Below are 20,597 nucleotides of genomic sequence, written 5' to 3' on the forward strand. Positions count from 1 at the left end.
TGGTGTAGTAATGGAGCGCAGATATAGCACATATACGGTTGAGGAGTTACGAGCAGAAGTAGCAGTATTAAAGGAAAAATTACAAAAAGCAGAACAATGGGGAAATATTAGTGAATATGAAATCCTCCAACGAAAAATGCAAATGGCAGCCGCTTATCTCGTGAACCCGGCTGATTTTGAGAAAGGTGAGCGCTATGAGCTAGCCGGAGATCCAGGGCAAACTTTTGAAATTACCTATATTAATGGTGTGTTTGCTTGGGGACATCGTGTCAATTTATTAGGTCAAAAATTCGAGACAGAAGAAGCAGTGCCATTATCAATATTAGGGGATAAACAATCTTAATATAAGTGGGGGAAGTAGAGATGCAAGAAGAGATTCAAAGACTAGCAGAGGAATTACATCAAAAAAATCCATCTTTAACCTTGCTTGAGGCAAGAAGTTGGGTGGAATTACTTTGGGAAGATTTTGAATCGACAAGAGCGAAAGCAGGCAGGAAATACGAAGGAGTCGAAGTAACAAAGAAGATTGTACGCCACTGGATCGCACAATATGGCGATAAATTAGATGACTTCGCGACAAGATACCCAAGATATCAGAAATTAATCAATGGTGAAAATACAACCTTACATTAAAGAAAGCTTGGCTAATCGCCAAGTTTTCTTTAATTGGAGGAGTCCTTCTTTTCCTTGTACAGTAGGACTTTAACAACTTGATGAAGGACAATAAAAAGTAAAATCAGAAAAAAGTGTCCATCATAAAGGCGATGAAGGACAGAAAAAGTAAAAATCCTAAAAAGTGTCCTTCATAGCAAGCTGACGACTAAATATATCAGATATTCTTCTTCCTTTTCAGTGATTTAATTAAAATCTTCATAAATTTTGTACTTGTCGGTGAAGAAATTTCTCACACTGTATTACCATCTAAATTTAATTTATCCTGTAATTTTTTCTCGGAGAATACCCAACCTGTATAGGAATTCATAATTCTCATATTGTCATCAATTTGAACGACCGCAACAAAGGGATAATGCCCTTCTGAACGGTAACGTAAATCAATGAATCGTACCTCGGTAAAGTCATCATACATATTGATTTCCCAACGGTAAATCGGTGAAAAAGATAGAAACGCAGAGATGTTTTTATCTTTCATTGCGAATTTCATAATCGGATCATCAGGTAGTGGTACCCGATAAAATTTATCATCAATTTCGATATGACCATCTTTCACTTTTCCAACAAAAAAGTGTTGATCAGTTGTTAAGGCAATTCTCCAGACATTTTGCTTGATAGTCGGAGAAGTAGCAATCTGTTCGACATGGTCAAAATTTTCGTGAATCATCTTTACAATTTCCCGCTTGTCGATATACCGTTTAATGTAATACAATACAATAATAAAATAAATCATTAACCAGGTGTAGCCAGGATTAGCGCCAAGCAACCATGCAATGATCCCGATGACGTGTAGACTGAAAATGTACGGATCAAAGGTGCTGATAAAGCCATGCGCTACCCATTTTTTTGTAAAGGGCCGATACGCTTGTGTACCGTAAGCATTGAATATATCAACAAAAACATGTAGGAAGACGGCAAGAAATGTCCATAGCCATAAATGAATAAAACTAACTTCTGGGACAAACGAATGAATGATCGCGGAAATAAGGATACCCCAGAAAATAACAGCCGGGATGGAGTGGGTAATACCCCGGTGATGCCGGATATATGTGGCATTATCACGCAGTTTTAGTACGGTATCAAAGTCTGGTGCGTGTGACCCTATTATCGTTCCAACCATTACTGCGGTAAAAAGGGTCGTATCTTGTTGTACAACTGGATCTAATGTTGCAATGCCCCCTAAGGCTATACCCATTGTAATATGAGTACCAGTGTCCATCATAGCTGCCCCTTTCTTGTCTTATTTAAATATTGTATCACGAAGGATGAATAACTGTGAAATATACGTCTACTATCAATATACCCCAATTTCAAGAGGATTTAATCACATGGTTCGAGAAAGAACAACGACAATTACCATGGAGAGAGAATCAAGACCCGTATCGAGTATGGGTGTCAGAGATTATGTTACAACAAACAAAAGTTGATACGGTTATCCCATACTTTCAAAACTTCATGGAGCATTTTCCGACTTTAACAGCTTTAGCGGAAGCCGATGAGCAAAAGGTATTAAAAGCATGGGAAGGCCTTGGCTATTACTCTCGTGCTCGTAATTTACAAACTGCCGTGAAAGAAGTAGTAGCACAATATGATGCTAAAGTACCGGATAATCCAAAACAATTAGGTGACTTAAAAGGTGTTGGTCCGTACACAAAAGGTGCGATATTAAGTATTGCGTTTAATAAGCCAGAACCAGCAGTTGATGGTAATGTCATGCGAGTTCTATCACGTGTTTTACGTATTGAAGAAGATATAGCCAAGCCTAAAACAAGAAAAACATTTGAAGCAGCGGTTCGGGAATTGATTTCAGAAGAAAACCCGTCTGCCTTTAACCAAGGTTTAATGGAACTGGGTGCATTAGTTTGTACACCGAAAAATCCGAGTTGTTTATTATGCCCGGTGCAAGAACATTGTATCGCATTTCGTGAAGGTGTGGAACAGTCATTACCAATTAAGAAGAATAAAATAAAACAATCATCACATACTTATTTTGTACTAGTTATTCAAAATGATACAGGCAATTATCTTTTGGAACAACGACCAGATCAAGGGTTATTGGCTCAATTATGGCAATTTCCAATGGTGAAAGCGGATGAAGTGGATGAAAAACATCTATCAGCATATATACAAGAGAAATTTCAAGTAGAAGTAGTAGAGATGAATGATCTTGAGCCGGTGAAGCATGTTTTTTCTCATTTAACATGGTTTTTGAATGTGAAGTATATAACTGTAAAAGGTGAAATGTCATTACCTGGACATATGGAATATTTAACGAAAGAGGAAATTAAACAATATCCATTACCAGTATCTCATCAAAATATTTATAAACAATTATAGCAAAATATGCTGATTGTAAAGGAAACTTCATAATAGAATAGTCGTTCTTAACCTCCACAAAAAAATTGATGTTTTTTGGATAAAATAAATCATCATGGGTAAATTAATGTTCGTGGAGGTGATATTGATGGCTAAACGTAACAATAACCAAGCAAACCCAAGCAAAACAAATGCTGCTGAAGTAAAACGCCAAAATCAACAAGCTGCACAAGGTCAAGGACAATTCGGTACTGAGTTTGCTAGCGAAACTGATGCACAAGAGGTTCGCCAGCAAAACCAAAAGTCTCAACAAAACAAAAAATAATGATACAGTCTTTAAAAAACTTGGCTCTTCCATGTGGAGAGTCAAGTTTTTTGTGTCTAAAATAACTGTTTACGAAATACATATACCACTGCCTCTCAGCACAGAAGATTCAAGAAGCTTTCTCGAGGACAAAAAGAGGGGAAACCAGCAAAAAGTGTCTTCGAGAAGCACTCTCGAGGACAAAAGGAGAGGAAAATTGCAAAAAGTGTCTTCGAGAAGCGCTCTCGAGGACAAAAAGAGGGGAAATCAGCAAGAAGTGTCTTCGAGAAGCGCTCTCGAGGACAAAAAGAGGGGAAATCAGCAAGAAGTGTCTTCGAGAAGCGCCCTCGAGGACAAAAAGAGGGGAAATCAGCAAGAAGTGTCTTCGAGAAGCGCCCTCGAGTACAAAAAGAGGGGAAACCAGCAAAAAAGTGTCTTCGAGAAACTCTTACCAGAATAATTAAAACGAAGGAAGTGCCCTCTGCTAAAACATGAAGAGATAAGCCAAGCCTTTCTCATTAGTAGAGAAAGGCTTGCTCGCCCGACTGCCCAAAACTAGCAGACTTTTTGCGAACGCCCTACTACCGATAACCTTTCCTCCCCTATTAAATAGACCATTCCAATTGTATTATTTTCAATTGTAAATATTTATCGTTATAATTAGTATTACTAAATAAAAGAAAGGAAGATACGAATGGATGGCCTAGAACCAGGAAAATCAATTCAAATACAGAGCTATAAACATAATGGTCAGCTCCATCGTGTCTGGGATACAACAACGGTATTGAAAGGAACAAGTAATCGCGTGATTGGAGCAAATGATAAAACATTAGTTACGGAAAGTGATGGTCGCACGTGGATAACGAGAGAGCCGGCGATTTGTTTTTTTCATGCGAAGTATTGGTTCAATGTAATCGGAATGTTACGCGATGATGGCATATATTATTACTGTAACATTAGCTCGCCATTTGTCTTCGAAGACCAGGCGGTGAAATATATAGATTATGATTTAGACGTAAAAGTATTTCCAGATATGACATATACGCTATTGGATGAGGATGAATATGAGTTGCATAAAAGTCAAATGAATTATCCAAAAGTTTTGGATAAAATATTATGGAACAATGTCGATCATCTCCTACACTGGGTAAGACAGCGAAAGGGACCATTTTCACCAGAGTTTGTGGACCAATGGTATGAATTATATTTAACCTATCGCTAATCGCAACATCGAAAGAGGTGAAACAGGTTTGGACAGTATAAAAAGATATATGCAATTTGTCTTCCCCTATAAGTGGAAGATCTTAGTTACGGTATTGATAGGGATCGTGAAATTCGGTATCCCTCTTTTAATGCCTTTAATTGTGAAGTATGTAATCGATGATATTATCGGTGCTGACGGGTTAACGCCTGATCAAAAATTATCGCAATTATTTTGGTTAATGGGAATCGCTGCAATTTTATTTATCGTTCTTCGTCCGCCAATTGAATATTATCGTCAGTATTTAGCACAATGGACAGGGAACAAAATTTTATATGATATCCGAGAAAAATTATTTGATCATATTCAACGTTTAAGCTTGCAGTTTTATTCACGCACGAAAACTGGCGAAATTATTTCCAGGGTAATACACGATGTCGAGCAAACCAAGAATTTTGTCATGACAGGTTTAATGAATATTTGGCTTGATATGATTACGATCTTGATTGCGATCGGAATTATGCTATTCATGGATGTATGGTTAACGATTGTAGCAATAGCGTTATTCCCGCTCTATGCCATATCCGTGAAGATTTTTTATGGAAAATTACGGAGTCTGACGAAACAAAGGTCCCAAGCATTAGCTCAAGTACAAGGTCACCTCCATGAGCGTGTCCAAGGAATACCTGTCACACGTAGTTTTGCATTGGAAGACTATGAAGAAAAAGAATTCGACAAACAAAACCAGAATTTCTTAGACCGTGCAATTGATCATACGGCATGGAATGCGAAAACTTTTGCAGTTATGAATACTATTACAGACTTGGCACCATTATTAGTCATTGGATTTGCCGGATATTTTGCGATTACATCTGATTTATCAGTAGGTACAATCGCGGCATTCGTTGGTTATATGGATCGTGTTTATAGTCCATTGCGGAGATTAATCAGTTCATCAACCGTACTAGTTCAATCGATCGCGTCCATGGATCGTGTTTTTGAATTTATTGATGAAAAGTATGATATTAAAGATAAACCGAATGCAAAACCATTGAATAGAGTCGATGGAAAAGTCGAGTTTGACCATGTATCTTTCCGCTATGAAGAAGAGGAAGAAATGGTCTTACGGGATATTTCGCTAGATGTTAAGCAGGGAGAGACAGTCGCTTTAGTTGGTATGAGTGGCGGTGGAAAGTCAACGATTATCAGTTTGATTCCACGTTTTTATGATGTAACAGGTGGACGGATTCTTATCGATGGTCATGATATTCGTTATGTGCAAGCACGCTCACTAAGAGATAAAATTGGTATGGTGTTACAGGATAATATTTTGTTTAGTGAGTCGATTGCGATGAACATTCGAATGGGTAAACCTGATGCAACTGATGAGGAAGTAATAGCGGCTGCTAAAGCTGCCAATGCCCACCAGTTTATTACCGACTTAGCGAATGGTTATGATACGTTAGTCGGGGAACGAGGGGTAAAACTGTCAGGCGGACAAAAGCAGCGAATTGCTATTGCCCGTGTATTCTTAAAAAATCCGCCATTATTGATTTTAGATGAAGCAACGTCAGCACTTGATTTAGAAAGTGAGCACTTAATTCAGGAAGCATTGGAAAAACTAGCGTCAGACCGAACTACTTTTATCGTTGCCCATCGATTATCGACGATTACCCATGCTGATCGAATCGTATTAATTGAAAATGGTGAAATCGCTGAAGAAGGAACACACCAGCAGTTAATGCAAGAGCAGGGCCATTATTATAATTTATATCAAGTGCAAGAATTAGATAATGACTAGAACCATCCGTAGCTAGCGGATGGTTTTTTCTATGGATAAGGAAGGATTTTTCTGTTTTTTCTCTTAAAGTTGAAGTCGAGGTGCTCGTGAAATGTTTGATAACTATTTAATATTCGCTGGAGATGGAGGATTTCTTTATGATATTCCATCAGTCGCGATGCAAGCGGTAATAGCGAGAGCCTATCTTTATCATCTTGTTCATACACATGGATAAGTGTTTCGACAAGATGTGGAATATCAGGATCGGTAATTTCTTCTATTGATTTCGTAGGATTCTTTTTGATTTTACCCATCGCACTTAGCAACAAGCGCTCATGGGAGTAGATGATTTTATCTAATTCATCCACTAAAACATTTTGGAATTCTTTCGGAATATTTTCGACTTTATCGTCGTATTGATGGAAAGCGTATAAAGTAGCTAATGACTTTTTCGATGTATTAATCATTTGCCTAAAAATAATTAATTTGCGCATTTTCGGCATTCTAGTTTTTCTGAAATAAATTCTTTCTTCACTAAACAATAAGTATGTATGATCAATATGACGGATTTCTGTTTCAATCCGGTCAATCTCGGTACGTAAAGCAGGATCATCTGATAAATGTCTGGTAGAAATCCGTAACCATTGTAAAATATCAGAGGTGATCTGATCGATCGACTTGAATAAACGCAATTCATATTTTGGTGGTAAAAATAACATATTCACCATAAATGCTGAGAGGATTCCTAATGTTAATGCAGAAAAACGAACACCGGCAAAGTGTAATAACAACATTTCGGTTGTTTCCATTACCGCAAGAACAGCAATAATGGCTAAGGCAATCGTGTTTTCATTCATTTTAAAATACATACAAAGAGCAATAACAATAATAATGGCAAAACCAATTACAACAGGGTCATTGCCTAGTCCGAATACAACCATAGCTCCAATACCGACACCAAAAATATTAGCATAAATCTGTTCGAGCATGGTTTGAAACGAACGATATATATTCGGCTGGATCGCAAAAGCGGCAGCAATACCAGCATATGTAGCAGCTTCAATTCCAATTAAATCAGCAATATATAGTGCAACAGTGATTGCAAAACCAGTTTTCAGGATCCGAGCACCAAGCTTCATAAAAACCCTCCTTCTAAAATTTGTCATCTTCAGTATAACAGTTTCCCCATTTTCGGTGAAATAAAGTGAGACTTCATCCTCTAATGGTTAACACGTCATAAAGTACCGGAAAAATCCAAGTATGAAAAATGAGTGGAAGTGAACAATAGACATAGTACAATATAACCGTAGGATGGAAGGGAAAAACGTGAAAGATAAAAAATTAGATCTCATTGCATTAGCATCAATACCACTAGTGATGACATTGGGCAATTCTATGTTAATCCCAATTCTTCCGATTATCGAAAAGAAAATAGGTATTACATCTTTTCAATCAAGCCTGATTATAACTGTATATTCGATTGTGGCCATTCTTCTGATTCCTTTAGCCGGTTATTTATCTGATAAAATCGGGCGGAAAAAAGTCATGATACCGAGCCTTATTATTACCGGCATAGGTGGACTTATTTCTGCTTTTGCAGCATGGAAAATGGCAGACCCTTTTATGGTTATTTTAATAGGTCGTTTTTTACAAGGTATCGGTGCTTCCGGTGCCTTTCCAGTTGTCATTCCCACTGTTGGAGACATGTTTGACGATGAAAAGGATGTAAGTGCTGGATTAGGGATCATTGAAACATCAAATACATTCGGTAAAGTCTTAAGTCCAATCATTGGTGCAGCACTTGCTATTTTCATTTGGTATTTACCGTTTTTATTTATCCCGATCTTTTCAGCGATTTCGGTTCTGTTGGTGATGTTGTTGGTTAAACCACCGAAAGAGGGTGACGAAGAGGAGAAACAAACCTTTAAGAACTTTTTACAATTGATCAAGAAAGTATTTCATGACAATGGAAAATGGCTGATCAGTACTTTTATTATTGGCTGTATCAACATGTTTGTCCTATTTGGATTTTTATTTCATTTTTCTACATTGTTAGAAAAGGATTATCAGATGGAAGGAATCATCAAAGGTTCCATCCTTGCTATACCATTGTTATTCTTATGTATTGCATCCTATGTAGCAGGAAAGAAAATTGGCAAAAGTAAAATCGTGATGAAATGGGTAATTTTGATTGGAAATCTAATAGGGGGAGTTCCCCTGCTATTTATTAAACCTGATGTTACGATGATGTATATTTCGATCATGTTGTCAATAGCAGGAATAGGGATCGGAATCTCCTTACCAACATTAGATGCCTTGATTACAGAAGGTGTAAAAAAAGATGTTCGAGGAACGGTAACGTCATTATACAGCAGCATGCGTTTTTTAGGTGTTGCTGCTGGACCACCGATAATCGCTATTTTTATTGAAAAAAATCCTGACTGGATGTATTACTTTTTAGCAGGGCTGAGTGCAATTGCGATTTTGATTACCTTTTTTGCAATTAAACCAAGTGCAGAGGAAAGCAGTCAATCATAAAGCACCCCCGTTTCATTTGATTGAAACGGGGGTGTTATGTTTATTGTTTGGTAGGGATATTAGTGTGTAATGGTGGCGTGATTAACCAGCCTTTTTCTTTATTTAATCGCAGCATTTTCGCTCCAGCTTGAGCCTGATTCATATGGAATTGACCAAAAAGCATGGCAATATCTTCACGTGTAGATTGTCCAATAATGGTACTGCAAGCTACAAGACATTTGGCGATATTTGCTGAGATTGCTGCACTGATCTCCGCGTCATTAAATCTAGCTCCGACCGGGATATCTTCTAATGTTGCATATGAGCGTTCCGGTGGAGAAGGTGGTAAGGCAATACCATTTACTTTTAATATTTCCTCAATTCGTTCACTTTCTTGTTTGATTAAGGAAATACCATCATCCAATTGTTTCTTTAGATCTTGATCTCCACAATGATTCTGAAATGTTTGGTATGTGGCATAGTTACTTTTTGTAGCTAATAAATATGCCCAAATGCTTGCAATTTCACCATAATGTAATGGTTGTTTTTTGGGATCACCTGATAAAATGCCCATGATTTCCCTCCTTTATTGATTTAACTGTTGTTGGCATTGCTGACAAAGTTGCTGAATTTGTTGCAGCTGTTGAGCAGCATTACGCTCTGTTTGGGCCATTCCTTGTTGAACAGCACCCATGTTTGCTCCAGCTTGTTGTTGAGCTTGTCCCTGTAGTTGTTGAGCATTTTGCTGTTCTTGTTGTTCTAGTTGCTGTGCGATTTGTGTAATTTGTTGTAGTGCTTGCTGAACTTGTTGTTGATGAGGCATGTTTTGTTCATCCTTTCGTATTTTGATACATAGTTATTTTGTGTACTTGGTATAAAACTATGCGTGTGAATAAAAGCATTTAGATAACAAACAATATAGAGGAGGTGATAAGAGTGATAAGCTTAATTGTCAAAATAGTAACAGTACCAATTGTGTTGCTGCTAGCTATGTTTATGTCGGATCATGTTAATTACGGGGCAATGTGGCAACCGTTTTTGATTATTTTACTATTAATAGGAAGTGGTTTGGCCTTAGAATATGCACTGTTGAATAGTGGAACTTTGTGGACAAGTGTTGTCCTCGATCTAATCACAGCGTTTTTAATCCTCTATTTTATTTCCAATATATTTGCAGGCGCCTATGTTTCATTCGGAGGAGCTCTAGTCGTATCAATCATTTTAGGTGTATGTGAGTACTTGCTACACCGATTCTTAATCCGTTCTGGAAATGTTGATAAAGCTCCAGCTTAAATAAATAGGAGGTGTAGTTTCCACTACACCTCTCTTATATAGAAAGAAAGTATAGAATCAGCAACGGTGACCCACTTTCTCTCCTGTGTTTGACCTGTAGCTCCACTTATTCGAGCGGGTTTTGCTCCGTTTTTCTTCATGTAGAATAGGGTAAGAAGCTAAAAGCTAGTCTAGGTATTTTATTATCAACTTTCATGATTTACTATCAACTCTCTCCATAATAAACAAAACGAAGGACAAAAGATGCGAAATTCGCAAATTTTGTCCTTCATTTAAAATCAAATAGCTTAGGCCATCTCACCAAATGCGTGATCAATACATTTAATTGTTTCTTGAATATCTTCTTCGGTATGAGCAATCGTTAAGAACCATGCCTCATATTTAGAGGGGGCGAGATTGATGCCTTGATTCAACATTAATTTAAAAAATTGCCCAAATTTATCGCCATCTGTAGCCTCCGCTTGAGCATAATTGGTTATCTTTTCTGAACCAAAATACAGAGTTAGTGCTCCTTTTAAGCGGTTGATAGTTATATCAATGCCGTGTTTCTTAGCGGCTTCAAGCATCCCTTTTTCTAACATTGCGCCTAATCGATCAAGCTTGTCGTAGATACCATTTTCTTCAAGTACTTCTAAACAAGCAATCCCAGCTGACATCGATGCTGGATTCCCAGCCATTGTTCCTGCTTGGTATGCTGGTCCAAGTGGTGCGACCTGTTCCATGATTTCTGCTTTACCACCATATGCCCCAATTGGCAGTCCGCCACCAATGATTTTACCCATCGCGGTCATATCTGGTTCAACACCAACAAGTTTTTGGGCTGATCCATACGTAAAACGGAATGCGGTAATTACTTCATCATAAATAACTAAAGCACCAGCATCATGTGTAAGGTCATTTACTTGTTGTAGAAATCCTTCTTCAGGCTCGACAATCCCGAAGTTGCCGACAATAGGTTCAACTAGGACTGCTGCTATCTGATCTCCCCAGTGATTCAGAGCTTCTTTAAATGCTTCTATATCATTAAAAGGTACGGTGATCACTTCTTTTGCAGTCGCTTTTGTTACACCAGCAGAGTCAGGGTTTCCTAACGTAGAAGGACCAGAACCTGCCTGTACTAATACGGTATCAAAATGGCCATGATAGCACCCAGCAAATTTAATAACTTTCTCACGACCGGTGTAGGCGCGAGCCACACGAACAGTTGTCATCACTGCTTCTGTCCCAGAATTAACGAAACGAACTTTGTCTAACGATGGGATCGCTGCTTTTAACTTTTGAGCAAAAATATTTTCTAGTTTCGTCGGTGTTCCGTAGAGCACACCATTTTCAGCAGCGCGTTGAATGGCTTCTGTAATATGTGGGTGACCATGACCAGTAATAATCGGACCATAAGCTCCTAAATAATCGATATATTTATTACCATCGACATCCCAGAAATAGGCACCTTCGCCCTTCTCCATATAGACAGGTGTGCCACCGCCAACTCCTTTATAAGCACGGGATGGCGAATTGACTCCTCCAACAATATGTTGCTGTGCTTCTTTATGTAAAGCTTCTGATTGTGTATATTGCATGAAAAAACCTCCATGATTAAAATGCAACTATTATTATAGCACTTTTAACCACAGAGGGAAAAACAGCTTACATCACATGTTTAATTTTACGAATATACAATCCGCGAATGAAGAAAAAGTAAATGACATATACCAATAAATAACCACTAATCAGTGTGACACTTGGCAGTAAAACGGATGATTCCAACATATTTTGTAATGCCTTAAAAGCAAACCCAGCATGAATTACCGCTAGGATAAATGGTATAAAAAACAAATAGGCAACTTGTTTTGTCGCAATTTTTTTCATTTCACTTATAGTGAGTCCAATTCTGTACAATGCCTGATATTGTCTAATATCCTTATCTAGATCCTGATATATTTTGAAATAGAGAATCGATCCAGCCGCAAGGAAGAAAAGAACACTAATAAACATTCCGAAAAATAATGCATAGGATAAGGTGTTCCTTAAAACTAGGTATGAACTCGCTTTATCCGATCCCCCTACAATGTCAGAATCAACTTGTTCTACATGTTCCCTAATGTATTCTGCATTCGCTACCCAATCATCAACGGTTAGGGCAAGATAGCGATAATGCTCATTTGGTTCAGCAACAGATGCAAATTGATCATACAGTTGATCACTGACAACGACGGTGTAACCGGTATGGAAGTTAGAATTCACAATGGATAAAGCATTATCTGCTTGTACCGTTTCCTGATAATTTTCGGATTGTAAGGTTAATTCTCCGGCTATCGGATTGGAGAAGCTCATTTCATAAGAAAAGGTCAACACAATCGCCTTATCATCTGTTAAATCCCGAGTTGCTTCTTCCTCATTTAATGCTAACAAAGATTGATAATCTGAATAGGATAGCAGGTTCACCCGTGTTTCCCTGTCATTGTTCGTTACCATTGCTTGGGTAAGGTCAACGGCTAATGACTGATAATCAATTTTTTCTTCTTCAAGTGCTGTCGTAAATGGCTTGATTTCCTCATCCATCTTTTCGATATTGTCTATCCCTTTACTGATGAAAGAGACATCCTGCGGTATATTAGCTGTAGCTTCCGTTTCGGCACTTTCGAACATACCGTACATAACTCCGGAAGCAGTAAAGGCTACAGCACTTAATATGGTAACGAAAAACAATAGACGAGCATGATCTTTTAATTTATAGCCTAAATCCGAAACAGTTAGTAAGTTTGTCTTATTAAAATAAAGATGTTTATTTTTCTTAAGAAGATGGATAAATAACACCGAGAATTGGGTAAATAACAGATAAGTACCTGGAATAATTAATGCTAGGATAGGCATCATCCGGTATCCGATCGACGCCATATCCGATGTCCATGCTAAATAATAAGCAGCGATGACGAGTCCAATCCCAATTGTAGCAAGTATCCAAGAAAATCGAGGTGTTCTTTTCGGTGCTTTGGCACCTTGAAATAAATGAACGATTGAATTAACCCTTAATGTCCATACAACGATTAATGAATTCAATTCAAACATAATAAAATAGCTGACAAATGTTAAGGCGAGTGCTTTCCATGAAATTTGAAAACCTAATGAATCCTCAAGACCAAGCAGGCTGGAAAAGCCCATAATAAATAGATTGGCAAACAGCATACCAACGAGTATCCCTGTAATAATGGACACTAATCCAATTATCGTATTTTCTAAAATTAACAGGCGATTTAGCTGGCTCTTACTAATACCAAGTGTCATTAAAATACCGTATTCCTTCTTACGGGATTTAATGAAAGCACCTGTAGAATATAGTACAAACAAAAAAGAAAAGCTGAAAATGATGACTTCAGCAGCTGTAATACCACCCTGGACAGTATCTTGAAAATCATAATTAGCGATCTCCGGGTGAAACATAATCACCGCGTATATAAAGAATACGGCTACCGAAAACATACAACTAAAGAAATAACTGAGATATTGCCGGGAGTTACGTTTAACATTATTAAATGCGAACTGTCTGAAGGTCATCGGTATCTCCTCCTAGCATCGACTGTACATTTAAGATCTCTTGGAAAAAGGATTGCCGATTATCACCTTTATGGAGTTCATTAAATATTTTGCCATCTTTAATGAACAGGATTCGTTCACAGAAGCTTGCTGCGAAAGGATCGTGTGTCACCATTAACGTAGTTGCTTCTTTCTGACTATTTAATTGTGATAGGGCGTCCATCACTTGTCTAGAAGCTTTTGAATCTAAGTTGCCTGTAGGTTCATCTGCGAAAATTATCGTCGGTTCATGAATAATTGCCCGGGCAATAGCGGCCCGTTGCATTTGCCCACCTGATACTTCAAAGCTGCGATTACGTAAAATCGTATCAATCCCAAGTTGATTAGCAATTTGCGCTAATTTATTTTCCATATCTTTTACTTTCCAACCGTCTAATGTCAGTGGAAGCATAATATTTTCAGCGATCGTTAAGGTATCTAATAAATTGAAATCCTGAAAAATAAAGCCCATTTCCCGTCGTCTGAACTTAGCAAGTTTGCCTTTTGACAGACGGGTGATCTCTTCTCCATTAATTGTAAGAGTGCCAGCGGATAAGCGGTCAATGGTTGACAGAACATTGAGTAGTGTTGTTTTACCACTACCAGAAGGCCCCATTACACCAACAAATTCTCCTTTTTCAATCGAAAGTGAAATATTATCGATTGCTTTATGTTCAATGCCACGTTTACTGCCATATACTTTTGAAATATTCGTTGCCTCTAATAGACTCATGATCTGTTCATCCTTTCAGGGAATCATTTAACTCTCATTATAAACAGGTTACCTTCCATCACCTATTGATTATTCTTTCAAAACAAAAAAGAAATCTTACATTTTTGTAAGACTTCTATTGTGAAGGGTCAAATCGAATTGTAAATGTTGTTCCCTTCGATACTTCTGAACTTACTGTTAGTTGATGTTCTAACGAATCACATATTTGTTTAGCAAGGAATAATCCCATGCCAGTTGATTCGCGGTAATTGCGCCCATTTTCTCCAGTGAAAAAAGGATCAAAAATTCGCTTCAAGTCTTGCTTCGGTATTCCGATTCCATGATCGGTAATCTTTAACTCGATGGCACCTTCCCATACAGATGCTTGATAGACAATATTGCTGTTCGTATTACTGGCATATTTAATCGCGTTAGCTGTAATTTGCTCGAGCACAAAGCCAAGCCATTTCTGATCAGAATAGATATGTAATGTTGGATCAATCTCAACTTTGGGATAGACACGCTTACGGATAAAGCTTGATTTATATTCTTGGATAATGGAATGCACTAAATCTTTTAAGCCAATTTTTTCGACATGAAAATCTCGTTCAAATTGCTGTAAGCGAGATTGGTATAAGGCAAGTTGCAATCCTTGTTTGATGCGGTCTAGTTCCTCATCCATATCTTGCTTGAATTGTACTGGCAGATTATGTTCTTCCTTTTCCAATGTTAAGCGCATCACAGATAGCGGCGTTTTCATCTGATGGATCCATTGTTGCATAAAAATATTCTCTTGTTTCTTCTCGGCATGTAATTGTTCTACTTGCTCTTTATAACTGTTATATTGTTTCTCATAATGTTTTCTTAATTGCGTAGTAAGATAATCAGGAGTATTCGGCAGCCAGGCAGACTCTGTCGCATCATCAATCGTATAACGATAGATGTCACGATATTTAGTGTAACGATAAGTATGATATACAAGCAGGAAAAAAGTAACGATAATGAACATATAGAAAACATCGCCCTTATTAATTCCTGAATCAGTAAAAGAACTGGCAAGCTGTGCGACAATGATCACGATCATCATTTGGGAATAAAAGAAAATAATCGAACCTATTTGATCTTTTAGATAATCTTTCATGTTCAACGCTCCCAGACTTGTTCTAATTTATAGCCTGCGCCACGAATAGTTTTCAATGCGCCTTCTATTCCTAAATCAGTTAACTTCTTTCGTAGTCTCGTTATATTGACACTTAGTGTATTATCATCAACAAAGTCTTGATCATCCCACAATCGTTCTAATAAAAATTCCCGCGAAACAATTTTTTCTACTTGTGTCATTAGTGCTTGGGCTAATAAGTATTCCTTTTTCGTTAACAAACACTGTTGATCTTCAAACGATAAGATAAAAGTGGATGCATCTAGCTGCAAACCGTTGACATCAATCAAGTTTGCATTTTTGTCAGCACGATATTCACCGTAAACACGACGCATCAAACTTTTGATTTTCGCGAGCACGACTTCGAGCTGAAATGGTTTAGTTATGTAATCATCTGCACCATTTTCAATTGCCATGACTTGATCCATGCCACTGTCACGGGCCGAGATGAAAATGATTGGACAATTACTAATGGCCCGGATTTTGCGGCACCAGTAAAATCCGTCAAATCTTGGCAAATTAATATCTAATAATACAAGGTGTGGCTGATAGTCCTGGAATTCCTCTTGGATTTGATCAAAATCGTTCACTGAAGCTATTTCATAATCATATTTTTGTAAGAAATTTGCCAGTATATCACGAATTTTTGGATCATCTTCGACAATATAAATACGTCTCATTCGTCATCACTCCTACTATTTCATCGTATACTAAAAATAGGAAAATATAAAGTGAGAGTTTCATCAGGATATTACAGCCCGTGATTAGGGAGGGGAGTTATGGTTGCAGTTATTTCGATTCTATTAATTGTCATCTTATTAATAGGAAGTTTATATGCATTTATTTTCGGAAAGGCACATCAACGTAGTTATTTTTCCTATGAAATTTTTTATACACTACTTGCAGTTTATTTTACTGTCCTCACCTCATTTGCTTGTTTATATTTCGTCTTATCCTTTCAAGGTGTCTTATTACTGGATGATGGTAAACTGACAAAATTACCGCCATTTGAAACATTAGCGCATTCTTTTTATTTTAGTGGTGTCACCTTAATGACTGTTGGATATGGCGATATAACACCTGTCGGCTGGGGTAGGTTGTTGGCACTAATCGAATCATTAATCGGCTATATATTACCGCCGGCTTTTTTTCTGAAAATATGGCAAGGTAAAGGGCAACGTAATGTATATTAGTTGAGACTTCCGTCAATTTCAGATACGCTTGAGATAACAATGATGGATGGAGGGATTTCAATCATGACAGTTGAAGTAGGACAAGCTCTACAAGATTTCGAATTAACGAATAACAAAGGGGAACAAGTAAAACTCTCCGATTATAAAGGCAAGAATGTCGTGCTTTATTTCTATCCGAAAGATGACACACCAGGCTGTACGACAGAAGCGTGTGATTTCCGTGATAATTATGAAAGCTTTCAGGACTTAGATGCCGTTATTCTTGGTGTAAGCCCGGATTCAGAAGAGAGCCACAAGAAATTTATCGACAAGCACGATCTACCTTTTGAATTATTAGTCGATCAAGATAAGGAAGTAGCAGAGCAATTTGGTGTATGGCAATTAAAGAACAAATTCGGTAAAGAATATATGGGGATTGTTCGCTCTACCTTTATTATCGACAAAGAAGGCGTCTTACAGAAAGAATTCCGCAATGTTCAAGTAAAAGGACACGTCGAAAAAGCATTAAACTACATTCGCGAAGAATTGTAAGAGCGAAAAGTGTAAGCACGAAAATGTGCTTGCACTTTTTTGTTCCTTGTAAGGAAAGTGGGCAGCCGGAGTGGTGGACAAGCTGTTCAAATATTCCGGTTTGCTGGTTTCACTTAACTAAATACCATTAAAGGAGGGAATATCATGCGTATTTATACAAGATCAGGCGATCAAGGAGAAACATCGCTAATATATGGAAAACGTGTTCCAAAAAATGATGCAAGAGTAGAGGCATACGGTACTTGTGATGAAGTCAATGCTGTCATCGGACAAGCAATCAGTTTTATCGAACAAGAGGACTTTCAGGCAAAAGCTACCTTAATAGATCAACTACATTATCTGCAAACGATTCTGTTCCACGTCGGTTCAGAGCTGGCAACACCAGAAGGAAAAGAAGTGATATGGAAGCTGGAGCAACGTCACATTGATGCTTTAGAACAACAGATCGACAAATGGCAAGGGGATCTTCCGGAATTACGCAATTTTATTTTACCATCCGGAAATCCTGCGGCAAGTTCACTCCATCATGCAAGAACGGTAGCAAGAAGAGCAGAGCGGATGGCTGTCGGATTACAGGATCAATTACAGGACTCACTGGCGATCAAATATTTAAACCGTTTATCCGATTATTTGTTTGTCGTGGCACGAACAGTAAACCATCAGTTAAACGTCGAAGAAAAACAGTTAAAAGCGGATATTTAATAAAGGACTAGCATAAAATTATTGGTAACTCGTATACTTATATTGACAGACTAAGTAGATAGAGAGTACACTAATTATAAGAATTATAAAGTAATAATTGTGTTAATAGTGGTACTATTGTAAAATAGTACTAATGAGCACACTGAGATATTACAATTTGTAGGAGAAAGTGAGGTGCATGGCGGTGTCTGAACATATGCTGCAAGAAGCGGTAGATAAATTAAAATCTTCAGGCGTTCGAATTACACCACAGCGTCATGCGGTGTTGGAATATTTGTTGAATGCTGAAACTCACCCTACTGCTGATGATATTTATAAAGCATTGGAAGGAAAATTTCCTAATATGAGTGTTGCAACTGTCTATAACAATTTACGTGTATTTCGCGAAATCGGTCTTGTTCGTGAATTGACATATGGAGATTCATCAAGTCGTTTTGATTGTAACACATCTAAGCATTATCATATTATATGTGACAATTGCGGGAAGATCGTTGACTTTCACTATCCAAGCCTTGATGAAGTCGAGTCATTAGCAGAACAGATTACTGGGTTTGATGTAAGCCATCACCGAATGGAAGTATACGGTGTTTGTCAAGAATGTAAAAAAGAGAAAAATCAAATCGTATAAAAAGAAACACACGACGCATCTTTGCTCGTGTGTTTTTTATCCATTATTATCTGTATAGTAAAAAAACGTCGCTAGTACTTAGCGGCGTTTTTTCTTTGAATTATAGCTTTCGTCAAATTCTTTTCCTTCCAGATCCTTGTCCAATGTGAGCGGCTGTTTACAATGCATACAAGCATCAACACGCCCGAGCATTTTAGTCGGTTTCTCACAGCTTGGACATATAATAGGTACGGCTCGGGTAGAGAGCATGCCGATCCAAAAATAAACGACTGAACTGAAGATGATTGCCATAGTTCCTAATATCATAAAGACTAGCATCAGCCATCCGATATTTTTAAAGAGTAAACCAACATACATAATGATGAATCCGATAAAAACTAAAGACAATGCGAAGGTTCTGATTTTATTTATTTTACTTTTATATGTAATATCCGCCATAGAACTTCCTCCAAAACAATAGTGTATATCGATTGTAGTATAGCATATTTGTAATGAAAATGCTTGCGGTCGAAATACTGATGTCAAATAATACCTGTTTGCAAGCGCAGCTTATTGGGTAAAAAGTAACAAATCTAAAAAATTACGATCATGGAAAGGGATTAGCTAATTTTTATCGAATTATTAATTATGAAAGGATTAGAGGGGGAGAATCAATTGGAGGATATTTTACGTCCTATTTACCAAGAAAGAGCTAGTAACCGTAACACAATGGGCATACTGATTATGGAGAAAAAGAAAAAAATCAGCCCGGAGACAGATAATTTTGACTCGATTTTGTTAGTAGTTGTAAAAGGATTAGAAGAGAAATGGCTCGTAAAACATTATGAGTTTGGAGAACAATCAGCAGCATTACATGTTATTGACCGCGATTTATTAGAAGAATGGATTGAGAAAAGTATCTATAGAAGAGCGGTAGAATGGATTATTAATGGAAGAATCATCTATGACCGTAACGAATATTTGGCAAATTTAAAGGAAACATTACGGGTATTTCCGTGTGATAACAGAAAATTACGCTTAACGATTGAGTTTTCCAAGCTAACAAGAAGCTATATTGAATCGCGAGATCTATTCGAATCTGGCAATTACTTGGATGCTTATAGCAGACTGTTACGTTCCCTACATTATTTAGGGAGAATCACCATTTTGGATAAAGGCTACCATCCAGAAGTAATGGTATGGAATCAAATAAAACGGATTGATCCGGAAGTGTATAAGTTATATGAAGAATTAGTTCGAAGTACAGAGGAAATGAATAAAAGAGTAGAACTGATGCTTTTAGCAATGGATTTTGCGATTAAACAACGAGCAGAAGCATGTGCAGCCCATTTGTTAGAGGTGATGGGAACACGTAATACACCTTGGGGATTTGGTGAGTTAAAAACACATCCGGATGTAACTCCCTATATGTATGATTTAGTAAGTGTAGTGGAGTATTTAGTTTCGAAGGATATAATCGAAGTAGTATTAGAAGAAACTAAAAGTACAACAATACGTCATCGTAAATACCAAGTTAGGAAGAAGTAGAAGCTGTTATGCTTCTGCTTTTTTTCTATAATATAATGGACGTCCTTTTTTATTCACACATTATAACGGAAGGCATATACTGTTGATGTTGATGCTAAAGAAGGGCTATGATCACGAAAAAGAATAAAGAAATAAAAAAATGCTGAAAAGTTGTTGACACTTTATTAAAAAGCGTGTTATATTATTAATCGTCGCTGAAACGGCGCAACACAAAAATATCATCTTTCAACAGCAAGCAAAAAAGAAATTTTAAAAAGTTGTTGACATCAATTAGGTGAGATGATATGATATAAAAGCTGTCGCAAAAAAACGGCAGTCACATTGATCTTTGAAAACTGAACAAAACAACCAGTATGATTTTAAACATGAAACAAAAGCTAGCTTTTAGAAGCGAGCACAAGTCAACTTTATTGAGAGTTTGATCTTGGCTCAGGACGAACGCTGGCGGCGTGCCTAATACATGCAAGTCGAGCGCGGGAAGCTTGTCTGATC

The 20,597-nt window shown here is 37.5% G+C and carries 24 protein-coding genes and 1 rRNA gene; 15 read left to right on the forward strand and 10 right to left on the reverse strand.

Annotated elements, in window-relative coordinates; translation table 11 throughout:
- Positions 1-10: 10 nt before the first annotated feature.
- Positions 11-343 (forward strand): YfhH family protein, encoded by a 333-nt coding sequence (locus D569_RS0111555; protein ID WP_018932580.1) that lies wholly within the window; start codon positions 11-13, stop codon positions 341-343.
- Positions 344-363: 20 nt separating this feature from the next.
- Positions 364-633, forward strand: a complete 270-nt coding sequence (locus tag D569_RS0111560; protein WP_018932581.1) for a YfhJ family protein — start codon at positions 364-366, stop codon at positions 631-633.
- 271 nt (positions 634-904) lie between these two features.
- On the opposite strand, the gene D569_RS0111565 is transcribed toward D569_RS0111560, so the two are convergent.
- Positions 905-1,891: a metal-dependent hydrolase gene (locus tag D569_RS0111565; protein WP_018932582.1), complete on the reverse strand. Its 987-nt coding sequence runs from the start codon at positions 1,889-1,891 to the stop codon at positions 905-907.
- 56 nt (positions 1,892-1,947) lie between these two features.
- Here D569_RS0111565 and mutY point away from each other — a divergent pair, with 56 nt between their 5' ends.
- The 5 genes from mutY (at position 1,948) to D569_RS0111590 (ending at position 6,294) form a co-directional block, all read left to right on the forward strand.
- Positions 1,948-3,009: an A/G-specific adenine glycosylase gene (gene mutY / locus D569_RS0111570; protein ID WP_018932583.1), complete on the forward strand. Its 1,062-nt coding sequence runs from the start codon at positions 1,948-1,950 to the stop codon at positions 3,007-3,009.
- A 127-nt stretch (positions 3,010-3,136) separates the two neighbouring features.
- A complete protein-coding gene (locus tag D569_RS0111575) occupies positions 3,137-3,313 on the forward strand; it encodes a gamma-type small acid-soluble spore protein (protein ID WP_018932584.1) in 177 nt (58 codons plus the stop codon).
- A 52-nt stretch (positions 3,314-3,365) separates the two neighbouring features.
- Positions 3,366-3,752: a hypothetical protein gene (locus tag D569_RS0111580; protein ID WP_018932585.1), complete on the forward strand. Its 387-nt coding sequence runs from the start codon at positions 3,366-3,368 to the stop codon at positions 3,750-3,752.
- A gap of 234 nt (positions 3,753-3,986) precedes the next feature.
- Positions 3,987-4,514 (forward strand): nucleoside tri-diphosphate phosphatase, encoded by a 528-nt coding sequence (ntdP, locus tag D569_RS0111585; protein WP_018932586.1) that lies wholly within the window; start codon positions 3,987-3,989, stop codon positions 4,512-4,514.
- Positions 4,515-4,542: 28 nt separating this feature from the next.
- Complete coding sequence (locus D569_RS0111590; RefSeq protein WP_018932587.1) at positions 4,543-6,294, forward strand: ABC transporter ATP-binding protein; 1,752 nt, start codon at positions 4,543-4,545, stop codon at positions 6,292-6,294.
- 29 nt (positions 6,295-6,323) lie between these two features.
- On the opposite strand, the gene D569_RS0111595 is transcribed toward D569_RS0111590, so the two are convergent.
- A complete protein-coding gene (locus D569_RS0111595) occupies positions 6,324-7,412 on the reverse strand; it encodes an FUSC family protein (RefSeq protein WP_018932588.1) in 1,089 nt (362 codons plus the stop codon).
- Between the two features lie 187 nt (positions 7,413-7,599).
- Between D569_RS0111595 and bcbE the strand changes: the two genes are divergently transcribed.
- Complete coding sequence (bcbE, locus tag D569_RS0111600; protein ID WP_018932589.1) at positions 7,600-8,811, forward strand: bacillibactin exporter BcbE; 1,212 nt, start codon at positions 7,600-7,602, stop codon at positions 8,809-8,811.
- A 40-nt stretch (positions 8,812-8,851) separates the two neighbouring features.
- Here the strand turns inward: bcbE and D569_RS0111605 are convergent, their stop codons facing one another.
- Both D569_RS0111605 and D569_RS0111610 read right to left on the reverse strand, forming a co-directional pair.
- Positions 8,852-9,364, reverse strand: a complete 513-nt coding sequence (locus D569_RS0111605; RefSeq protein WP_018932590.1) for a DUF3231 family protein — start codon at positions 9,362-9,364, stop codon at positions 8,852-8,854.
- A gap of 12 nt (positions 9,365-9,376) precedes the next feature.
- Positions 9,377-9,613 (reverse strand): hypothetical protein, encoded by a 237-nt coding sequence (locus tag D569_RS0111610; RefSeq protein ID WP_018932591.1) that lies wholly within the window; start codon positions 9,611-9,613, stop codon positions 9,377-9,379.
- Between the two features lie 113 nt (positions 9,614-9,726).
- Between D569_RS0111610 and D569_RS0111615 the strand changes: the two genes are divergently transcribed.
- Positions 9,727-10,083, forward strand: coding sequence for a DUF2512 family protein (locus D569_RS0111615; protein WP_018932592.1), 357 nt, complete (start codon positions 9,727-9,729; stop codon positions 10,081-10,083).
- Positions 10,084-10,370: 287 nt separating this feature from the next.
- On the opposite strand, the gene D569_RS0111620 is transcribed toward D569_RS0111615, so the two are convergent.
- The 5 genes from D569_RS0111620 to D569_RS0111640 all read right to left on the reverse strand — a co-directional run bounded on the left by D569_RS0111620 (position 10,371) and on the right by D569_RS0111640 (position 16,204).
- Positions 10,371-11,660: a glutamate-1-semialdehyde 2,1-aminomutase gene (locus D569_RS0111620; RefSeq protein ID WP_018932593.1), complete on the reverse strand. Its 1,290-nt coding sequence runs from the start codon at positions 11,658-11,660 to the stop codon at positions 10,371-10,373.
- Positions 11,661-11,727: 67 nt separating this feature from the next.
- Positions 11,728-13,635 (reverse strand): ABC transporter permease, encoded by a 1,908-nt coding sequence (locus D569_RS0111625; protein ID WP_018932594.1) that lies wholly within the window; start codon positions 13,633-13,635, stop codon positions 11,728-11,730.
- A complete protein-coding gene (locus tag D569_RS0111630) occupies positions 13,610-14,386 on the reverse strand; it encodes an ABC transporter ATP-binding protein (protein ID WP_018932595.1) in 777 nt (258 codons plus the stop codon). The genes D569_RS0111625 and D569_RS0111630 overlap by 26 nt, the downstream gene beginning before the upstream one ends.
- A 115-nt stretch (positions 14,387-14,501) precedes the next feature.
- Positions 14,502-15,506: a sensor histidine kinase gene (locus tag D569_RS0111635; RefSeq protein WP_018932596.1), complete on the reverse strand. Its 1,005-nt coding sequence runs from the start codon at positions 15,504-15,506 to the stop codon at positions 14,502-14,504.
- Positions 15,507-15,508: 2 nt separating this feature from the next.
- Entirely contained in the window at positions 15,509-16,204 is a 696-nt protein-coding gene (locus D569_RS0111640) for a response regulator transcription factor (RefSeq protein WP_018932597.1), read from the reverse strand.
- A gap of 99 nt (positions 16,205-16,303) precedes the next feature.
- Here D569_RS0111640 and D569_RS0111645 point away from each other — a divergent pair, with 99 nt between their 5' ends.
- The 4 genes from D569_RS0111645 to perR all read left to right on the forward strand — a co-directional run bounded on the left by D569_RS0111645 (position 16,304) and on the right by perR (position 18,578).
- Positions 16,304-16,717: a potassium channel family protein gene (locus tag D569_RS0111645; protein WP_018932598.1), complete on the forward strand. Its 414-nt coding sequence runs from the start codon at positions 16,304-16,306 to the stop codon at positions 16,715-16,717.
- A gap of 63 nt (positions 16,718-16,780) precedes the next feature.
- Positions 16,781-17,248, forward strand: coding sequence for a thioredoxin-dependent thiol peroxidase (gene bcp, locus D569_RS0111650; RefSeq protein ID WP_018932599.1), 468 nt, complete (start codon positions 16,781-16,783; stop codon positions 17,246-17,248).
- Between the two features lie 144 nt (positions 17,249-17,392).
- A complete protein-coding gene (locus D569_RS0111655; protein ID WP_018932600.1) occupies positions 17,393-17,950 on the forward strand; it encodes a cob(I)yrinic acid a,c-diamide adenosyltransferase in 558 nt (185 codons plus the stop codon).
- Between the two features lie 178 nt (positions 17,951-18,128).
- On the forward strand, positions 18,129-18,578 hold the full coding sequence (gene perR, locus D569_RS0111660) for a peroxide-responsive transcriptional repressor PerR (protein WP_018932601.1): 450 nt from the start codon (positions 18,129-18,131) through the stop codon (positions 18,576-18,578).
- A gap of 78 nt (positions 18,579-18,656) precedes the next feature.
- Here perR and D569_RS0111665 read toward each other — a convergent pair whose 3' ends face one another.
- Positions 18,657-19,016 carry a YgzB family protein gene (locus D569_RS0111665; protein ID WP_018932602.1) on the reverse strand — a complete coding sequence of 120 codons (360 nt, stop codon included), beginning with the start codon at positions 19,014-19,016 and terminating at the stop codon, positions 18,657-18,659.
- Positions 19,017-19,232: 216 nt separating this feature from the next.
- Between D569_RS0111665 and D569_RS0111670 the strand changes: the two genes are divergently transcribed.
- Positions 19,233-20,105 carry a nucleotidyltransferase-like protein gene (locus D569_RS0111670; protein ID WP_018932603.1) on the forward strand — a complete coding sequence of 291 codons (873 nt, stop codon included), beginning with the start codon at positions 19,233-19,235 and terminating at the stop codon, positions 20,103-20,105.
- Positions 20,106-20,511: 406 nt separating this feature from the next.
- Positions 20,512-20,597, forward strand: a 16S ribosomal RNA gene (locus D569_RS0111675); the annotation flags it as partial.

Origin of the sequence: Gracilibacillus lacisalsi DSM 19029 (genome assembly GCF_000377765.1) — a bacterium.
Classification (GTDB): Bacteria; Bacillota; Bacilli; order Bacillales; family Amphibacillaceae; genus Gracilibacillus; species Gracilibacillus lacisalsi.